The 18,950-nt window shown below is 62.5% G+C and carries 14 protein-coding genes; 9 read left to right on the top strand and 5 right to left on the bottom strand.

What is annotated here, in order from left to right; all coding sequences use genetic code 11:
- Positions 1-74: 74 nt before the first annotated feature.
- A complete protein-coding gene (locus tag IB265_RS22525; protein WP_057254797.1) occupies positions 75-641 on the top strand; it encodes a GNAT family N-acetyltransferase in 567 nt (188 codons plus the stop codon).
- 26 nt (positions 642-667) lie between these two features.
- Here IB265_RS22525 and ubiG read toward each other — a convergent pair whose 3' ends face one another.
- Together ubiG and IB265_RS22515 are read right to left on the bottom strand one after the other, a co-directional pair.
- Positions 668-1,414, bottom strand: a complete 747-nt coding sequence (gene ubiG, locus IB265_RS22520; RefSeq protein ID WP_057254798.1) for a bifunctional 2-polyprenyl-6-hydroxyphenol methylase/3-demethylubiquinol 3-O-methyltransferase UbiG — start codon at positions 1,412-1,414, stop codon at positions 668-670.
- Positions 1,415-1,527: 113 nt separating this feature from the next.
- A complete protein-coding gene (locus tag IB265_RS22515; protein ID WP_057254799.1) occupies positions 1,528-2,079 on the bottom strand; it encodes a dihydrofolate reductase family protein in 552 nt (183 codons plus the stop codon).
- A 141-nt stretch (positions 2,080-2,220) separates the two neighbouring features.
- Here IB265_RS22515 and IB265_RS22510 point away from each other — a divergent pair, with 141 nt between their 5' ends.
- Positions 2,221-2,796, top strand: a complete 576-nt coding sequence (locus tag IB265_RS22510) for a cyclopropane-fatty-acyl-phospholipid synthase family protein (RefSeq protein ID WP_192495176.1) — start codon at positions 2,221-2,223, stop codon at positions 2,794-2,796.
- A gap of 125 nt (positions 2,797-2,921) precedes the next feature.
- Here IB265_RS22510 and IB265_RS22505 read toward each other — a convergent pair whose 3' ends face one another.
- The gene (locus tag IB265_RS22505) at positions 2,922-4,454 is read right to left on the bottom strand and encodes an ABC-F family ATP-binding cassette domain-containing protein (RefSeq protein WP_057254801.1); all 1,533 of its coding nucleotides are present in this window, start codon (positions 4,452-4,454) and stop codon (positions 2,922-2,924) included.
- A gap of 642 nt (positions 4,455-5,096) precedes the next feature.
- Here IB265_RS22505 and IB265_RS22500 point away from each other — a divergent pair.
- The 5 genes from IB265_RS22500 to IB265_RS22480 all read left to right on the top strand — a co-directional run bounded on the left by IB265_RS22500 (position 5,097) and on the right by IB265_RS22480 (position 11,749).
- Positions 5,097-6,371, top strand: coding sequence for an aspartate kinase (locus IB265_RS22500; protein ID WP_057254802.1), 1,275 nt, complete (start codon positions 5,097-5,099; stop codon positions 6,369-6,371).
- A gap of 87 nt (positions 6,372-6,458) precedes the next feature.
- On the top strand, positions 6,459-8,726 hold the full coding sequence (gene ptsP / locus IB265_RS22495) for a phosphoenolpyruvate--protein phosphotransferase (RefSeq protein ID WP_057254803.1): 2,268 nt from the start codon (positions 6,459-6,461) through the stop codon (positions 8,724-8,726).
- Positions 8,727-8,797: 71 nt separating this feature from the next.
- On the top strand, positions 8,798-9,880 hold the full coding sequence (gene prfA / locus IB265_RS22490) for a peptide chain release factor 1 (RefSeq protein WP_057254804.1): 1,083 nt from the start codon (positions 8,798-8,800) through the stop codon (positions 9,878-9,880).
- A 3-nt stretch (positions 9,881-9,883) separates the two neighbouring features.
- The gene (gene prmC / locus IB265_RS22485; protein ID WP_192495175.1) at positions 9,884-10,753 is read left to right on the top strand and encodes a peptide chain release factor N(5)-glutamine methyltransferase; all 870 of its coding nucleotides are present in this window, start codon (positions 9,884-9,886) and stop codon (positions 10,751-10,753) included.
- A gap of 333 nt (positions 10,754-11,086) precedes the next feature.
- Entirely contained in the window at positions 11,087-11,749 is a 663-nt protein-coding gene (locus tag IB265_RS22480) for a DUF4167 domain-containing protein (protein WP_057254806.1), read from the top strand.
- An 89-nt stretch (positions 11,750-11,838) separates the two neighbouring features.
- Here the strand turns inward: IB265_RS22480 and IB265_RS22475 are convergent, their stop codons facing one another.
- A complete protein-coding gene (locus IB265_RS22475) occupies positions 11,839-12,423 on the bottom strand; it encodes a TetR/AcrR family transcriptional regulator (RefSeq protein WP_057254807.1) in 585 nt (194 codons plus the stop codon).
- Between the two features lie 129 nt (positions 12,424-12,552).
- On the opposite strand from IB265_RS22475, the gene IB265_RS22470 reads away from it, so the two are divergent.
- Positions 12,553-13,575 carry an NAD(P)-dependent oxidoreductase gene (locus IB265_RS22470; protein WP_192495174.1) on the top strand — a complete coding sequence of 341 codons (1,023 nt, stop codon included), beginning with the start codon at positions 12,553-12,555 and terminating at the stop codon, positions 13,573-13,575.
- A 270-nt stretch (positions 13,576-13,845) separates the two neighbouring features.
- The gene (clpB, locus tag IB265_RS22465) at positions 13,846-16,452 is read left to right on the top strand and encodes an ATP-dependent chaperone ClpB (RefSeq protein ID WP_057254809.1); all 2,607 of its coding nucleotides are present in this window, start codon (positions 13,846-13,848) and stop codon (positions 16,450-16,452) included.
- A 77-nt stretch (positions 16,453-16,529) separates the two neighbouring features.
- Here the strand turns inward: clpB and IB265_RS22460 are convergent, their stop codons facing one another.
- Positions 16,530-18,491 carry a M23 family metallopeptidase gene (locus tag IB265_RS22460; RefSeq protein ID WP_057254810.1) on the bottom strand — a complete coding sequence of 654 codons (1,962 nt, stop codon included), beginning with the start codon at positions 18,489-18,491 and terminating at the stop codon, positions 16,530-16,532.
- Positions 18,492-18,950 lie beyond the last annotated feature (459 nt).

The following is an 18,950-nucleotide window of genomic DNA, read 5'->3' as shown; positions in this document are numbered from 1 at the left end:
TATTTGTTGCCGGCCCCTTAAAAACAACGTCTTGCTTCCCACTTCGCGGCTTCGCAATGGGAGATTTTTCAGCCATGACATTGTCCGAGCTTCGCATTTCCACCGATCGCCTCGTCATCCGGCCATTCGTGCCCGACGATTTTGCCGCCTTCTTCGCCTATCACCGGCTGCCGGACGTCTATCGCTATCTCTATCAAGAACCGCTGGACGAGACGGCTGCGCGGGTGAAGTTCGCCAAGGCTTCAGCGCCGCAACTTGCTGACGACGGGGATGTCGCGGTGTTCGCGGTCGAACGCCAGGAGGATGGCGCTCTGATTGGCGAGGTGCTGCTGAAGCTCGCAAGCCGGGCGGCCGAGCAGGCGGAGACCGGCTACATCTTCAATCCGGCATTCGCCGGCAAGGGCTATGCCACCGAGGCGATGCGCGCCATTCTCGATCTCGGCTTTTCGACGCTGCACTTCCACCGGATTTTTGCCCGGCTCGATGCGCTGAACAAGGGATCGGTCGGTGTCGTCGAACGTCTCGGCATGCGCCGCGAAGCGCATCTGATCGAGAATGACCGGTTCAACGGCGCCTGGGGCGACGAACTCGTCTATGCGCTGCTGAAACGAGAATGGCAGGCCAAGTCTGAGATCGGCTGAGTCCGCAGACGAGCCGGCCAGCGGCGTTACAGCGGACGCTTGGCGACGAGCATGTAGTTGACGTCCATATCCTTGGACAGGTTCCACTGATTGGCGAGCGGATTGAAGAAGACGCCGGTGCGTTCAGTGACTTCGAGACCGCTCGCTGAGAGCGGCTTTTCCAGTTCTTCCGGGCGCACCAGCTTTTCATACTGGTGGGTGCCGCGCGGCAGCCAACGCAGCACGTTTTCGGCGGCGAAGATGGCAAGGGCTGCTGCCTTCATGGTGCGGTTGATCGTGGCGACGAACATCAGACCGCCAGGTCGAACCATATGGGCACAGGTGGTCATGAAGAAATCGACGTCGGCGACGTGCTCGACCACTTCCATGTTGAGCACGATGTCAAAACTCTCGCCGGCTTCGGCCAGCGCCTCAGCGGTCACGGCGCGATAGTCGACCGCCACGCCGCTTCCGGCCGCATGCGTCTTGGCGATGCCGATGTTTTTCTCCGAAGCATCGGCGCCGAGGACGTCTGCACCCATGCGCGCCATCGGCTCGGACAGGAGGCCGCCGCCGCAGCCGATATCGAGCAGCCGCAGACCTTTCAGCGGTTGCAGGCCCTTGGGATCGCGACCGAAATGTTCGGCCACCTTGTCGCGAATGTAGGCAAGGCGAACGGGATTGAACTTGTGCAGCGGCCGGAACTTGCCGGTCGGGTCCCACCACTCCGCAGCCATGGCGGAGAACCGGTCTACCTCGCTCTGGTCGATCGTCGTGCGTGCGGTCTCGCTCATGTCGCCGTCTCCTTGCATCGTCTCTCGTGAAGTCGGACGATCAGGCAGGGAAGTCAAGAGCCGGTGATGGGCCAGATGGGCGCAGGCCAGGCGGGCGCGTTGTTCTACCTGCTCTATTGCGCATCCGCCTGCGGCTGGTAGTGCAGGATGACCACGCCCGATTTCAGTGGGCGAGCGTGGGTCAATTTGAGTTCCGTTCGCTTCAACCCTGGCTTGAACAGGGGCACGCCGTTGCCCAGAAGCACCGGATTGATGCCGAGACGATACTCATCGACGAGGCCCTTCGCGATCAGCCCTGCTGCGAAGTCCGCACTGCCGAAAACGAAGATCGTGCCGCCATCGCGTTGCTTCAGCCGTTCGACTTCCTTGGCGGCGTCGCCGGTCACGAGTGTCGTCCTGTGCCAATCGGCGGATGTCAGCGTGCGCGAGAAGACGAACTTCTCGACGCCGTTCATGAAGGTGGCGATGTTACCTTCGGCGGACGGCCAGTAGGCCGCCATCATTTCATAGGTCACGCGGCCGAAGAGCAAAGTGTCCGCTTCGAGTTGCGTTTCGCCGATATAGGCGGCGAGTTCGTCCTCGAAGACGAACCAACCGATGTCATGCCCCGGTGCTTCGAAGAAGCCGTCGACGCTGACCATGTCCCACATGATGACCCTGCGCATTGTCTCTCTCCCGTTGCTGCATGTCCTGGCATGGGGAAGATTTGCAAAACTGATATAGTTTTGCAAGTGGTTTATCTTTCGAACCAGATTGATTCGCGGCATGGCTCTTCGCCGTGCTAGCATTCTGAGGATCTGCGGCGGATGGGGGAATTCATGGCGCTTGGCAGGATCGATTGGGCAGTCGCTGTCGTTGCGCCGAAGCCTTCTGATCAGCTGCTCGAAATCGGCTGCGGTCACGGCGTTGCAGTGACCAACGTTTGCGAGCGGCTTGTCGACGGGGGGATTGTAGCCATCGATCGATCGGCCACCATGGTCGCGGCGGCAATGCGCCGAAATGCTGTACACCTTGCTGCCGGGCGGGCCATCGTGCAGGTCGCGGACCTTCGCTCACTCGATCTGGATCATCGCCGCTTCGACAAGGTGTTTGCGATCCGCGTCGGCGTCTTTAGGCGGGGCGATCCCACGCGTGAGTTTGCTGCGCTGGTACGGCTGTTGAAGCCGGAAGGGCGCCTCTTTCTCTTTCACGACGAGCCGTCCACGGGTGCGGATGAGGTTGGCGCGCGGATCGAAGCGGCAGTTCTTCGCCATCGGTGGAACGTCGAGGCTCGGTCGACGCACGTCTTCGACGGCGGCGAGGTCGCCTGCGTGATCGCCCGGCCACCTTCCTACAGCGCCGCGCGTCTTATCAGACGCGCAAAGGTCGCTGTAGCACTTTGAATTGCTGCATGTTTTTGTCCTTTAATCGGGTACGATTAAAGGAAACATGCAGTAGCTACGATGCAGAAGGTGACGCCCGCTCATCGCGGGCGTCACGGGTGCCATCGGGTTCGCTTGCGCGATCGCTAGCCAAGTTCGCTCGCCGCAGCTGCGGCGAAGAAGTCTTCCGGGTCTTCGACTTCGACCAGCCGGCGCTTTTCGATTAGCCAGAAGCGGTTGCCGACATTGCGCACGAAGCTGCGGTCGTGGGAGACCAGAAGGCAGCTCGTCTCGTGTTTCAGCAACTCCGCCTCGAGCGCCTCCTGGCCCTCGATGTCCAGATGGTTGGTCGGCTCGTCGAGCAGGTAGAAATTCGGCTCCTTCAGGCGCAGCACCAGCATGGCGAGGCGGGCCTTCTGACCGCCGGAGAGCCTGGCGATTGCTTTTTCCTGCATGTCGATGCCGACACCGGCGCCAACGAGCAGTGTGCGAGCCCGTTGATCGCCCAGCGAGAAGCGACGGGAAAGGGCGGCAAGCGGCGTCTCGTCGTCCGAAAGCCCGGCAAGCGCCTGGTCGCTGTAGCCGAGCACCAGCGAAGGCGTCGCCTTCAGCGCTTCCGGCGCGCGGCCGGGCTCCTCGATCGCGGCACGGATCAGGTTGACGAGCCGCGTCTTGCCGGCGCCGTTTTCGCCCAAGAGCACGATGCGGTCGCCCTGGCAGATCCAGCGCTTGCCGGTGCGGAAGAGCGCCGTGCCGTCCGGCGTTTCGACCGGGACGTCGTCCAGTGTCACCAGGATCTTGGCGTGGGTGCCGCGGTTGGCGAGCCGGATCGCGCCGGCGGAGCGCTCCTGATGCGCAGGTTTCGCCGCGTCCTCCAGCCGTTCGGCTCGCTGCTTCAACTGTTTCGTCTTCACGGTCAGCAAATCGCTGCCGGAATTGATGCCGATGTTGTTGAGCTTGGCGGCCTGGCGGCGAAGCTGTTGCGCCACCTTCATGTCACGCTGATAGCGCCGCTCCTCGGAGGCGTCCACTTCATCGAGGGTAGCGCGCGCCCGCGAATAGGGGAGCGCGAAGATTGGCGATTGCTCGGGTCTGAGGAACAGCGTCCGGTTGGTGGTGGCGTCCAGGAAGGCGCGGTCGTGGCTGGCGACGAGCACCGGCACGTCGCGCGGCAGGGCGTTCAGCCAGGCTTCGAGCCGGGCGATCTTGGCGAGATCGAGGTGGTTGGTCGGCTCGTCCAGGAGCAGGGCGTCCGGATCGCTGACCCAGACGCGGGCGAGAAGCATGAGCCGCTGCCAGCCGCCGCTCAGTTCCGAGACCGCACGCTGGCGCAGCACTTCCGGCACGTCGAGCGAATCGAGCACGATGTCGACGCGCCAGCTCTCATTTTCCGCCTGGTCGGCCGGAAGGGCCGAAAGAACGGCGTCGTGGAAGGAGAGGGGCAGCAAGGCGGCCGCAACGTTCTGCTCGACATGGCCGATGGTCAGGCTGCGTGAGCGCGTGATTTCCCCGGCCGTCGGATCGAAGCTGCCTGCGATCGATTTCAGCAGGGTCGTCTTTCCGCGGCCATTCGCGGCGACGATGCCGATACGGTCACCGGCGGCGACGGAGAGGTTGAGGTTGGAAAAAAGCGGTGCGCTCAGGCTGACGCCGAGGTTGCGGATATTGATCAAGGCCATGGTCGATCTCTGGACTGCGCGAGCGACGATGAGACATCCGTGGCGGCACTTCAGGCCGGGTTTTCTGATGATTGGACCCGGAACAGCACGCATGCTGTCAACGGGCAGTCAGCTCGGTATTGGAAGACGATGCAGGCGCTTAAACCGAAACGGTTCCGCACTGCATCACTCTGGGCAGACCAGGGATAGGATCGCGATTTTCGCGAAAGGATGTCTGGTCAGCCCTGCAAACGCATCTGCAGGGCTTGGACGGGGCCACGCTGGCGGTGGTGCCGGAAAAATGTCATCACGTGCAGCCCCCCTTTCTCGAATTCAAGTTGCGAGCCACCTTTAGCATCGAAGCCGGTAATTTTCAACGTGGCATTGCGGGGTCTATCGGTACGGATATTTCCGTGAATTCCTGTCCTGGGCAATATTGTTGCGAAATGCGGGGTCGTGGTGCGCGGCGAGCCCCGAATCTGTGTCCGCGTGCCATTGCGTGCCGCCCCCTGATCCGCTAAGAGACGCCGCGACTTTCCGCTCCCCGAAGCGGTGACTGCCGATGTCCGAGAAGTCTCCCAAGCTTTTTGACCGTCGGGCGCCGGCGGGGGCTTTCCTGTCACGCGCGCCTACGCGCGCTAAATTGGGTACCGGTAGAGGCACATGGCACGCATCGTGATGAAATTCGGCGGAACCTCCGTCGCTGATTTGGACCGCATCCACAATGTCGCCCGCCATGTGAAACGCGAGGTCGATGCCGGCCACGAAGTCGCCGTCGTCGTTTCCGCCATGTCCGGCAAGACCAATGAGCTGGTCGGCTGGGTGCAGAACATGCCGAAGGCAACCGGCGCCAACTCGCCGTTCTACGACGCGCGCGAATACGATGCGATCGTTGCTTCCGGCGAACAGGTGACGTCCGGTCTGCTTTCGATCGCGCTGCAGTCGATGGGCATCAACGCCCGCTCCTGGCAGGGTTGGCAGATCCCGATCCGCACCGACAACGCCCATGGCGCTGCCCGCATCCTCGATATCGACGGCGCCGAGATCATTCGCCGCATGGGCGAGGGCCAGGTAGCTGTCGTTGCCGGCTTCCAGGGTCTCGGTCCCGATAATCGCCTCGCCACACTCGGCCGCGGCGGTTCCGACACCTCGGCCGTTGCTATCGCCGCTGCCGTCAAGGCCGACCGTTGCGACATCTATACCGACGTCGATGGCGTCTATACGACCGACCCGCGCATCGAGCCGAAGGCGCGGCGGCTGAAGAAAATCGCGTTCGAGGAAATGCTGGAAATGGCATCGCTCGGCGCCAAGGTGCTGCAGGTGCGCTCGGTCGAGCTTGCCATGGTGCACAAGGTCCGCACCTTCGTGCGGTCGTCTTTCGAAGATCCCGATGCGCCGGGCATGGGTGACCTTCTCAATCCGCCCGGTACGCTGATTTGTGATGAGGATGAGATCGTGGAACAGGAAGTCGTAACCGGCATTGCCTATGCCAAGGATGAAGCCCAGATTTCGCTGCGCCGTCTCGCCGACCGGCCGGGCGTCTCCGCTGCGATCTTCGGCCCGCTTGCTGAAGCCCATATCAACGTCGACATGATCGTTCAGAACATCTCCGAGGACGGTTCGAAGACCGACATGACCTTCACGGTTCCGTCGGGCGATGTCGACAAGGCACTGAAGGTGCTCGGCGACAACAAGGAAAAGATCGGCTACGACGTCGTCCAGTCCGAGGCCGGCCTCGTCAAGGTATCGGTCATCGGCATCGGCATGCGCAGCCATGCCGGCGTCGCCGCGTCCGCATTCCGCGCGCTTGCCGACAAGGGCATCAACATCAAGGCGATCACCACTTCCGAGATCAAGATTTCGATCCTGATCGACGGTCCCTATGCGGAATTGGCGGTTCGCACTTTGCATTCCGCTTACGGTCTCGATAAGAGTTAATCGACAGACGACCGATTTGGGATTCGCGGCGGTTTTGCCCGCGTATCCCCTTGCCGCCGTCACCTCTATTTCGGGAGACCCCACGCGATGAGAGACCTTTCCGCAGGTCCGCGCGTTCTCCTCAAGCGGTTGCGCGAGTTGATGGCGGAACCGCTGGAGCCGCAGGAGCGCCTTGACCGTATCGTGCGCCAGATCGCGCAGAACATGGTTGCGGAAGTGTGTTCGGTCTATGTGCTACGTTCCGACGGCGTGCTCGAACTCTACGCGACGGAAGGTCTGAACAAGGCGGCCGTCCACCTGGCGCAATTGAAGATGGGGCAGGGCCTCGTCGGCACCATCGCCGCCTCGGCGCGGCCTCTCAATCTTTCCGACGCCCAGTCGCACCCGGCCTTTACCTACCTGCCGGAAACCGGTGAAGAGATCTACCATTCCTTCCTCGGCGTGCCGATCCTGCGCACGGGCCGCGCGCTTGGCGTTCTCGTCGTCCAGAACAAGGCGATGCGCAACTATCGCGAGGACGAGGTCGAGGCGCTCGAGACGACCGCCATGGTTCTCGCCGAGATGGTGGCGACCGGTGAACTCAAGAAGATCACCAAGCCGGGCCTCGAGCTCGACCTCTCGCGTCCCGTCTCGATCGAGGGCAACAGCTATGGCGAAGGCATTGGCCTTGGCTATGTCGTCCTGCACGAACCGAGGATCGTCGTCACCAACCTCCTCAACGAGGACACCGACCAGGAATTGCAGCGACTTGCCGAAGCGCTGGGGTCGCTGCGCATCTCGATCGACGACATGCTGTCGCGCCGCGAGGTGTCGATGGAGGGCGAGCATCGGGCAGTGCTCGAAACCTACCGGATGTTCGCCCATGATCGCGGCTGGGTGCGCAAGCTCGAAGAGGCGATCCGCAACGGCCTGACGGCGGAGGCGGCAGTCGAGCGCGTCCAGAGCGAAACCAAGGCGCGGATGATCCGGCTGACGGACCCGTACTTGCGCGAGCGCATGCATGATTTCGACGATCTGGCCAACCGCCTGCTGCGCCAGCTTTCCGGCTATGGCGCCAAGCTTTCGGCCAGCGACTTCCCGACCGATGCGGTGATCGTCGCGCGTGCCATGGGCGCTGCCGAACTGCTCGACTATCCGCGCGAAAACGTGCGCGGTCTGGTGCTCGAAGAGGGCGCCGTCACCAGCCACGTGGTGATCGTCGCCCGTGCCATGGGCATTCCGGTCATTGGCCAGGCGACGGGCGCGGTGGCGCTTGCGGAAAACCGCGATGCGATCATCATCGACGGCGACGATGCCAAGGTGCACTTGCGGCCGCTCGCCGACCTGCAGCGCGCCTACGAGGAAAAGGTTCGCTTCCGGGCACGGCGCCAGGCGCAGTTCCGGGCGCTGAAGGACGTCGAGCCGCTGACCAGAGACGGCAAGCGCATCACGCTGCAAATGAATGCAGGCCTGCTCGTGGACCTGCCGCATCTGAACGAGGCGGGGGCAGAAGGCATCGGCCTGTTCCGCACCGAACTTCAGTTCATGATCGCCTCGACCATGCCGAAGGCGGAAGAACAGGAAGCGTTTTACCGCAGTGTGCTGAAGCAGACGGGCGGAAAGCCCGTGACCTTCCGCACCCTCGACATCGGCGGCGACAAGGTCGTCCCCTATTTCCGCGCCGCGGAAGAGGAAAATCCGGCGCTCGGCTGGCGCGCGATCCGGCTTTCGCTTGATCGCCCAGGTCTGCTGCGGACCCAGCTTCGCGCGATGCTGCGCGCGGCGGCCGGTGCCGAGCTCAAGCTGATGCTGCCGATGGTCACCGAAGTTTCCGAACTCAGGATTGCACGCGACCTGCTGCAGAAGGAAATCGAGCGGCAGTCGAAACTTGGCGAACAGTTGCCGCGCAAGCTGCAGTTCGGCGCCATGCTGGAGGTGCCGGCGCTCTTGTGGCAGCTCGACGAACTGATGATGGAAGTGGACTTCGTCTCGGTCGGCTCGAATGATCTCTTCCAGTTCGCGATGGCGGTCGATCGGGGCAATGCCCGCGTATCCGATCGCTTCGACGTGCTCGGGCGGCCGTTCCTCAGGATCCTGCGCGACATCGTGCGCGCCGGCGACCGGCACGAAACCCCGGTGACGCTCTGCGGCGAGATGGCGAGCAAGCCGCTCTCGGCCATGGCGTTGCTGGGCTTAGGTTTCCGTTCGGTTTCGATGTCGCCGACGGCCGTAGGGCCGATCAAGGCGATGCTGCTGGCGCTCGACGCGGGCAAGCTTGGTGCCGCGCTCAATGCGGCGCTGGACGACACACGCGACCAGACGTCCGTTCGCCAGATGCTGGTGGATTTCGCCGCGGAAAACGGCATTCCGGTTTAGATTGAATTGACGCGTCGCGACCCTCGTCCGGACCATGATCCGGGCGAGGGGAGATGCATTTGGAGTGAGACTTGGCAAAGCTTCCCGTTGAAAAGATGCGCGAACTGGAACGGCGGTTCGGTGAGATCGAGGCCCGCATGTCGGCCGGCCCGGCCGCGGACGTTTATGTCAAGCTCGCCTCGGAATATTCCGAACTGCAGCCGGTCGTGACGAAGATCCGCGCCTACGAGAAGGCGATGACCGAGCTTGCCGACATCACTGCCATGCTCGCGGACAAATCGACCGATCGGGAGATGCGCGATCTCGCCGAAATGGAAAAGCCCGAGGTCGAAGCGACGATCGAGGCACTGGAGCAGGAAATCCAGATCCTGCTTCTGCCGAAGGATGCGGCCGACGAGAAGAGTGCGATCCTCGAAATTCGCGCCGGTACCGGCGGATCGGAAGCGGCGCTTTTTGCCGGCGATCTCTTCCGCATGTACGAGCGCTACGCGGCCGGCAAGGGCTGGCGCGTCGAGGTGCTTTCGGCGAGCGACGGCGAGGCCGGCGGGTTCAAGGAAATCATCGCAACAGTTTCCGGGCGCGGGGTGTTCTCGCGGCTGAAATTCGAATCCGGCGTGCACCGGGTGCAGCGTGTACCGGAAACCGAGGCGAGCGGCCGTATTCATACATCGGCGGCAACCGTCGCCGTGCTGCCTGAGGCCGAAGACATCGACATCGAGATCCGGCCCGAGGATATCCGCATCGACACCATGCGTTCGTCGGGTGCCGGCGGTCAGCACGTCAACACGACGGACTCGGCCGTGCGCATCACCCACCTTCCGACCGGTCTCGTCGTCACCAGTTCGGAAAAGTCGCAGCACCAGAACCGGGCAAAGGCGATGCAGGTCCTGCGCTCGCGCCTCTACGATATGGAGCGCCAGCGCGCCGACAGCGAACGCTCGGCCGACCGCAAGAGCCAAGTGGGCTCGGGCGACCGCTCCGAGCGCATTCGCACCTATAATTTCCCGCAGGGCCGCCTCACCGATCACCGCATCAACCTGACGCTCTACAAGCTCGATCGGATGATGATGGGCGAGATCGACGAGGTCGTCGATGCGCTGCTTGCCGACTACCAGGCGAGCCAGCTGGCGCTGCTTGGCGAACAGCGGGGCTGAGCCATGGCGGAAACGCTCGCGAGCCTCGTTGCCGAAAGCCGCGACCGCCTGCAAGCGGGCGGCATAGAGAATGCGGCGCTCGATGTGCGGCATCTGATCTCCGGCCTGCTCTACATGTCGCTGAGCGCGGTCGTGTCTCGGGGCAGGGACCCGATTTCGGATGAGGACGCTACCCGGATCCGGGTGGCGGTGGCGCGGCGACTGGCACGCGAACCGGTCTACCGTATTCTTGGTGAACGCGAATTTTTCGGCCTGCCGCTGAAACTTTCGAAGGAAACGCTGGAGCCTCGCCCGGACACCGAGACGCTCGTCGATCGGATGATCCCTTATCTGCGTGCGGTGGTAGCGCGAAAGGGCGGTTGCGCGCTTATCGATCTCGGCACCGGTACTGGGGCGATTTGTATCGCGCTGCTGTCGCAAGTTCTTGAAGCAAGGGGCACGGCTACCGATATATCCAAGGACGCACTGGCAACGGCGACGGCGAATGCAGCTGCGCTCGGTCTTGCGGATCGGTTCCGGCCGCTTCTCAGCAACTGGTACGAAAAGGTGGATGGTCGCTACGATGTGATCGTCTCAAATCCGCCGTATATCCGGTCCAGTGTCGTCCATGAGCTTGAGCCGGAGGTGAGACTTCACGACCCGGCCGCAGCGCTTGATGGCGGAGAAGACGGGCTTGATGCCTATCGCGCCATCGCTTCTCAGGCTGGTCATCATCTTGAGACAAACGGCGTGATAGGCTTGGAAATCGGTTTCGACCAGAAAGAGGCGGTGACGGCGTTGTTTAGCGCCGAAAATTTCCGTCTGCGTGAAGAGGCGAAGGATCTCGGCGGTAATGACCGCGTCCTGATCTTCGAACGCGACACAAACCGTTGAAAAAATGCTGCACTGACGCATCTTCTTTCTTGCACAGGCAAAGAAAGGGCTTGGAATCCCAGAGGAAGCGGGCTAGTTTGCCCGCGCACTGGGCAGAAGGTCATGGACCTAAGATTCGTTCCGGTATGACCTGGCCACGGGGATTGCTCTCAAGAAAGAGTTGCTAGGGTTCAACAAGTGCCTTGTGCGGGTACCTGTTAATTTGACGCCAGTCGGCGCCGAAGCCGCCATTGTGCGAGCGCAACGGCGCGTGTTCTGTCGGGCGTGAACGGATCCGGCCGGAAGACGAAACCACATGATCATCATTATCAAGAGAATTCGGGTGAATGCACTATGAGGCCAGGACAGCAAAACAAGCGCGGCCGCGGGCGGAATAACAATAGCAACAACAATAACAATGGAAATAACAACAACCACAACCGCAAGGGCTCGAACCCGCTGACGCGGACCTATGACAGCTCCGGCCCGGATGTGAAGATTCGCGGTACTGCTCAGCACATCGCCGAGAAGTACTCAGCGCTTGCGCGCGATGCACAGAGCTCCGGCGACCGCGTCATCGCAGAAAACTACCTTCAGCACGCCGAACACTACAACCGCATCATTGCTGCCGCACAGGCGCAGATGCAGGACCGGTTCCAGCGTGATGACCGTCAGGATTTCCGCGGCCACGACGGGTCCGATCAGGACCAGGACGATCTGGATCAGGGCTACAGCGACGACATGCCGACCCCGGTTGCCGCAGCTCAGGCACCTGCTCCCGAGCCGCAGCCTGTCGTCATCGACGGCACGGGCCCGCAGCCGGTGATCGAAGGCACACCGGCGGAAGTCGCGATGGAAGAGGAAGCCCCGGCTGCCTCCGGCCGCGCCGCATCCCGCCGCCGCAACGCGCCGCGTCCACGCCGTCCGCGCCGCAGCGCACAGGAAGGTGCCGCTGACGAAGCCCAGGCTTCGGGCGATGCCGCTCCGGAAGCACCGGCGCTCGCCGCTTCCGAATAAGCGGCGGTCTATCAGCGTTGCCCATTCTCAGGGCACGACAAAAACCCGGCCTGTCACGGCCGGGTTTTTCTTTGTCTGGTCATCGGTGATCAAACGTCGACGCTGTCGACGATCAGTGCGGCAAGATTGGCGCTGGCGGCCGTCTCGTTCGTCCGGCCGCGGATCAGCTCGCGGCCGATCGCCTCGGCTGCTCCTGCGATACCGGTGCAGCGCAGGCGCAAATCGTCGGAGGGAATTTTCGCGAAGGGTCCGAGTGCCGCCTGGATCGCGGCGACATAGTCGTCGACCTGTTGCTGCTGCGTCGCGATCATGTCCGCGTTGCCGCGTAGCGCTCCTGAGATGGCCTGCCATTCCTCACCACTGTCGACGGCACAGTCGATGTAAACCGAGCTGATGATGTCGGCGACCGCATCGAGCTCTTTCGGTGCCCCCGTAAGCGCGGCCTGCAGTTTGGTTGCGTGGCGGTCTTCGATTTCCTGGGAAAGCGCGATCAAAAGCCCCTCGCGCGTGCCGAAATGCTCGTAGGCGATCGGCTTGCTGACGCCGGCGCGTTCGGCGAGGTGGCCGAGCGTCAGGGCGTCGGCGCCGCACTCGCGCAGGATCTCCTTGGCGGTCTCGATCAACTGGGCACGCCGTTCGGGCTTGGCGAGCTTTCGGCTTTTGGTCGGGGCCATCGATCGCAATCCTTTTCGCGTCGGCTCGTGGCTCTTGAAATCGGCGTTCGGCAACCTATCTACCAATAGTAAGTTACTAATGGTAGGTTCGGCAATCAGCCGGACACCTTTCGTTTAGGAGATAGGAAGATGTCGAGCAAGTTTCAGCCTGTTTTGATCATCGGCGGTTCCGGGGTTGTCGGATCGCAGGCGGCGAAAATCATCCGCCGGCTCCACCCTACACTGCCGATCGCCATCGGTGGCCGTGATCTCGGCAAGGCCGAAGCGGTTGCGCGCGAAGTGGGCGGGGCAATCGGTGTCAGTATCGACTTGGAGCGGGCCGATCTTGGTGTCGGCGATGAGCCGCGTTTCAGCGCCGTCGTCATTTTCCTGAAGGACGAGAAGCTGAGCTCGATGCGCTTTGCCCAGCGCCATGGCGTCCCCTATATCAGCCTTTCCAGCGGCACCTTCGAAGTGGGGCCGGAAATGGCGCAATATATCCACGCGCCGGAGAAGGCGCCGATCCTGCTCGCCAGCCACTGGCTTGCCGGGGCCGCCATCTTCCCGATCCTCGAATTCGCCAAGGCATATGAGGCAATCGACATGATCCGCATCGGGGTCCTGCTTGACGAACAGGACATGGGCGGGCCGGCAGCACTTGCCGATTACAATCGCATCACCGGCCTCGCGCCGGCGGCCTTGACCGTCAAGGCCGGCAGGCTCCACTGGGCCGGCGGCGAGGATTCGAAGGCGCGCTACGTCAGCGTCGACGGTGTCGAACTCGATGCGGTCGCCTATTCGCCCTTCGATGTCATGGCGCTTGCGGCTCGGACCAATGCAGCCAACATCCGGCTGGACCTTGCCTTTAGCGAATCCGAGAGCCGGCGCCGCGGCGAGCTGTTTTCGACTGAGATCGTCATCGAGATCGCGGGGCGGGGGAAGGATGGCCAGCCTCTCGACCATCGCCATGAGATCGTGCACCCCGAAGGCCAGGCGCCGCTAACCGCCCTTGGTGTCGCGCTGGCGGTGGAACGTATGCTCGGCCTTGAAGGTGGCGAAGCGTCAGCCCCTGGCCTCTACCTCCCGGAGGTTTTGATCGACCCCGCCTACTACGTTCGGCGCATGAAAGAGTTCGGTGCTTCATTCGCCGAACGGTCGCTGATGGCGGCTTAGCGAACCAACCGGCTTCTCGCCTCCTTGAGTATAAATGCGGCCGCGCTGCAATCCGTCGGGCGGTCGCATTTTTCGGTTGCAGATTTCCGGCCGGAGACCAGCGACGGCTCTTTAATTTCCAAAATCGGTGCCCCATATTCGCTTCGGATGCGTTGATCCGGCGCAAGGCGGTGATCGCTCCACACTGACAGGCTTGCCGAATGCGGGAGCCTGATCCTGAACCACCGACGGGTGCCACGCGATGGGCCTGCCGGGTTATGGAGGTAGAGTATGAACATTGAAAAATATTCCGAGCGCGTGCGCGGTTTTCTGCAGTCGGCGCAGACCTATGCGCTGGCGCAAGGACATCAGCAGTTCACGCCCGAGCATGTGCTGAAAGTGCTGCTCGACGACGATCAAGGCATGGCCGCTTCGCTGATCGAGCGCGCCGGGGGCGACGCCCGCGAGGCGCGCGCTGGCAATGATGCAGCACTTGCCAAGCTTCCCAAAGTTTCCGGTGGCAATGGCTCCGTTTACCTGTCGCAGCCGCTCGCCCGGGTCTTTTCGAGTGCCGAAGAGGCCGCGAAGAAAGCTGGCGACAGCTTTGTCACCGTCGAACGGCTGCTGCTGGCGCTTGCGATCGAGAGCTCGGCCGCGACATCAGGCATTCTCGCCAAGGCCGGCGTGACCCCGACCAAGCTCAACCAGGTGATCAACGACATCCGCAAGGGCCGCACCGCCGATAGCGCAAATGCAGAGCAAGGGTTCGACAGCCTCAAGAAATATGCGCGCGACCTGACGGCCGATGCCCGTGAAGGCAAACTTGACCCGGTGATCGGCCGTGACGACGAGATTCGCCGCACCATCCAGGTGCTGTCGCGCCGCACCAAGAACAACCCGGTGCTGATCGGTGAGCCCGGCGTCGGCAAGACCGCGATCGCCGAGGGCCTTGCCCTGCGCATCGTCAATGGCGACGTGCCGGAAAGCCTCAAGGACAAGCGGCTGATGGCGCTCGACATGGGCGCGCTGATTGCCGGTGCGAAGTATCGCGGCGAGTTCGAGGAGCGGCTGAAGGCCGTTCTCAACGAGGTGCAGGCCGAAAACGGCGAGATCATCCTGTTCATCGACGAGATGCACACGCTGGTCGGTGCCGGCAAGGCGGAAGGAGCAATGGATGCCTCCAACCTCTTGAAGCCGGCGCTTGCGCGCGGCGAGCTGCATTGCGTTGGCGCCACTACGCTTGATGAATATCGCAAGCACGTGGAGAAGGACGCGGCGCTCGCCCGCCGGTTCCAGCCTGTCATGGTCGAGGAGCCGACGGTCGAGGACACGATCTCGATCCTGCGCGGCCTGAAGGAGAAGTACGAGCAGCACCACAAGGTCCGGATCTCGGATTCGGCGCTGGTTGCCGCCGCGACGCTCTCCAACCGCTACATTACGGACCGGTTCCTACCGGACAAGGCGATCGACCTCATGGACGAAGCGGCGTCGCGTCTGCGGATGCAGGTGGACTCCAAGCCTGAAGAGCTCGATGAGCTCGACCGACGCATCATCCAGCTGAAGATCGAGCGCGAGGCCCTGAAGAAGGAAACCGATGCATCGTCGAAGGATCGGCTGGAGAAGCTCGAGTTTGACCTCGCTTCGCTCGAAGAGCAGGCATCGGCCCTGACGGCCCGCTGGCAGGCCGAGAAGCAGAAGCTCGGCCGGGCTGCCGATCTCAAGAAGCAGCTTGACGAAGCCCGCAACGAACTGGCGATCGTCCAGCGCAAGGGCGAGTTCCAGCGCGCCGGCGAATTGACCTACGGTGTCATTCCGAAGCTCGAGAAGGAGCTTTCCGATGCCGAAAGCCAGGAAAACGCCAATGCCAACCCGATGGTGCAGGAGGTCGTGACCCCCGACAACATCGCGCATGTCGTCTCGCGCTGGACCGGCATCCCTGTTGACAAGATGCTGGAAGGCGAACGCGACAAGTTGCTCAGGATGGAGGACGAACTGGCGAAGTGGGTCGTTGGCCAGGGCGACGCCGTGCAGGCGGTCTCCCGTGCGGTCAGGCGCTCGCGTGCCGGGCTTCAGGATCCGAACCGGCCGATCGGCTCGTTCATCTTCCTTGGGCCCACTGGCGTCGGCAAGACGGAGCTCACCAAGGCGCTTGCCCGTTTCCTCTTCGACGACGAGACCGCGCTGATGCGTATCGACATGTCGGAATACATGGAGAAGCACTCCGTGGCCCGGCTGATCGGTGCACCTCCCGGCTATGTCGGCTACGAGGAAGGCGGAGCCCTGACCGAGTCCGTCCGTCGCCGGCCCTACCAGGTCGTACTGTTCGATGAGATCGAGAAGGCGCATCCGGATGTCTTCAACGTGCTCCTGCAGGTGCTCGATGACGGTCGCCTGACCGATGGTCAGGGCCGCACCGTCGACTTCCGCAACACGATGATCATCATGACCTCGAACCTCGGGGCTGAGTATCTGGTCGGACTTGGCGAAAACGAAGACAGCGATGTCGTTCGCGACCAGGTGATGGATGTCGTCAAGTCGGCCTTCCGGCCGGAGTTCCTCAACCGCGTCGACGAGATCATCCTGTTCCACAGGCTGCGTCGCTCGGAGATGGGTGCGATCGTCGATATCCAGCTCGAAAGGCTGCGCAAGCTGCTTACCGAGCGCAAGATCACGCTGGAGCTTGAGGATGACGCTCGAGCCTTCCTTGCCGACAAGGGATACGACCCGGCCTATGGTGCACGTCCGCTGAAGCGGGCGATCCAGAAATACCTGCAGGATCCGCTCGCCGAGAAGATCCTGCAGGGCGAGTTCCCGGATGGTTCGTCCGTCAAGGTGCTTGCCGGCTCCGACCGCCTCAACTTCAAGCGCGGAGCGACGGCGGACAAGGAAGCCGCCTGACAAGGCATCAAACACAGAGGCCGCCCTTCGGGGCGGCCTTTTTTGCTTGTGCAGACTTTGGAAGAGGGGAGGGGTGCCTAGTTGCTTGCGACTTCGGCGCCATCCTTGTTCAGCAACTCGTCGATGCGATCGCGCTCCTTCTCGAACTTCGCCAGCGCGTCGCCGGAAAGCGACTTGCCGCCGGGAAGGCGGATGCGCAGTGGATCGACCTTGTTGCCGTTGACGATCAACTCGTAATGCAGGTGCGGACCGGTCGAAAGGCCCGTTGTGCCAACCCAGCCGATCACCTGGCCCTGGACGACCTTGTTGCCGACTTTGACGTTCTTGGCGATGGCGCTCTGGTGGTTGTACGACGACACGTAGCCGTTGGCGTGGCGGATCAGAGTCTGGTTGCCATAGCCGCCGGAATCCCAGCCGGCCTTTTCCACGACGCCGCTGCCGGCAGCAATGATCGGTGTTCCGCGCGGCGCGGCCCAGTCGACGCCGGTATGCATGCGCGAGAAGCCGAGGATCGGGTGGCGGCGCATGCCGAAGCCGGAGCGGAAATGGCCGTTCGGCACGGGGTTGCGCAGCAGGAACTGGCGGATGCTTTTGCCTTCGGTATCGAAGTAGTCGATCGAATTGTCTTCCGGATCCTGGAACCGGTAGAAGGCGGTGACCGCATCGCCGAATTTGGCGCGGACATAGAGAAGCTCGGATTCTTCCGTCGCCATGCCGCGTTCGTCGGTCACGGAGAAGAAGGCTTCAAGCGAGTCCGTCGGCTTCAGCTGCGCCTGGAAATCGACGTTGCTGGCGAGCAGCTTGACGACGAGGCTGACCATGTCGGCGCTCATGCCATAGGAAAGAGCGGCGCGGTAGATGCCATCATAGACGCGCGGCAGATCGTGGCTGCTGGTCATGACCGGCGCGCCGTTGTCATCGAAGGCGGTGGCGACCGCGTCGAGCTTCGGCGGTTCCGCACCCGGAACGAAGCGGCCCTTGTCGTCGACCGCCATCGTCAGCACATGGCGGTTGCGCGAATAGATGGTGGCGCGCACGATGCGGGCCTCGTCGCCCTTCTGCGCTTCGCCGTTCTGAATGATGCCGATGCGCAGAACATCGCCCTCGCTCAGTTCGTTCGCACCGAGCGCGTCGCCGATATAGCCGGCGGCGTCGTCGGCCTGCGCCTTGGCATAACCGGCATTGACCATGACGGTCGCGATGTCGGTCTGACGCCGCACCGGAATGATGTCGTCGGCGTATTCGGTGCTTTCTTCGTCGATGGTCTCGTAGGCGGCATCGCTCTTGTTCTGCTCGACGATACGGGCGGTCAGGCCCTGAAGCAGGTCAAGCCCGTCGCTCTCCGACGCGAAGCGCTGCGGATCGACGTAATAGAGTGACGCGACCTGGGTGCTGCCCTCGGTCAGGACCGAACCGTTGGTGCGGACATTTTCCTCGACCTCTTCGAGCGACATCGAGCTGTCGAAGGCAACGCCACCTTTCAGCGGGAAATCGACGGTCTTCAGCGCCACTTCGGAATCGACGTTCGAGCCATAGAGCGTACCGGTGCGGGCGACCGGGGATTCCTCGTCCGCCTTGTCCGTGGAAAAGATCGCCAGCGGATCGAAGTCCGGATAGTTTTCCGAGGGCTGATGGTTGGCGGCAAGCGCCATCTTGACGTGAACGAAAGGCTGCTTGCGCACCACTTCCTTCTCGCCGTCATGGGTCATGGTGGAAACTTCCATGACGGTCTTGTCGGCCGGCTTGGCGACGAGTTTGGGCGAAAGGATGCGACCGCCGCGCACCGCGCGTGCCTGCTCGTCTCCGTTCGGCGCGCTGTCGAGCGCCGCATAGGCTTCGGCGGGGATGGCCAACTGTTGGCGCCCGTCGAGTGCTGCAAAAAGAGCAACGCCCATAAGAAGGCTTGAGGTGATGCCGGTCAGAAAGGTGCCGGAAAGCCAGCGGAGGGAGATCTCACGCCTGTCGGGCGCGCGGCGGCCATGCGCAAGGATCGGCGGCTGATCGCCGAGCGACCTGACCATGTTCTTGTCGGTGTTCATGCCGAACTGAGTGTCCCCGATTTCTCTAAACCGTATTCTTGCCTGCGATACGTTGCGCGAAGATGTGCATCTTTCGCGTAACGGAGTCAAATCGCGGGGGAGGGGAGAGGGCGGATATCCAAGAGATCCCACGCCTACCCGCGCGAAAGCATCCGCGAAGCATCGTCGTTCTCGCTTAGATCGGCGGATTGTGAAAAAGTGAGGGCCAAAATGTGTCTCCACAGGCCCGGGAGAGAGGGTAAAACTTTTTTGGGGGCTCAAAGCCCTGCGTTTCCGGCCTTTGTCAGAAATCTGTCATTTTTTTCCAAAAAGCCTGTTGACGTGTTGGAGGCTGGGGGTCTATAAGCCCGATCACTGACGAGGGCGGCGGCGCTGCTGGCGACGACGACCTTCGCTCTAGAGTTTCCCTGGTTGGCTGAGGCTGATTTTGGGGTCTGGGACGCGAGTTTCGGGCTTTGA

The organism is Ensifer sp. ENS10, assembly GCF_014852025.1.
GTDB lineage: Bacteria > Pseudomonadota > Alphaproteobacteria > Rhizobiales > Rhizobiaceae > Ensifer.
Note: the sequence above shows the minus strand (reverse complement) of the source record. Positions and strands in the feature narration are given on the sequence as shown.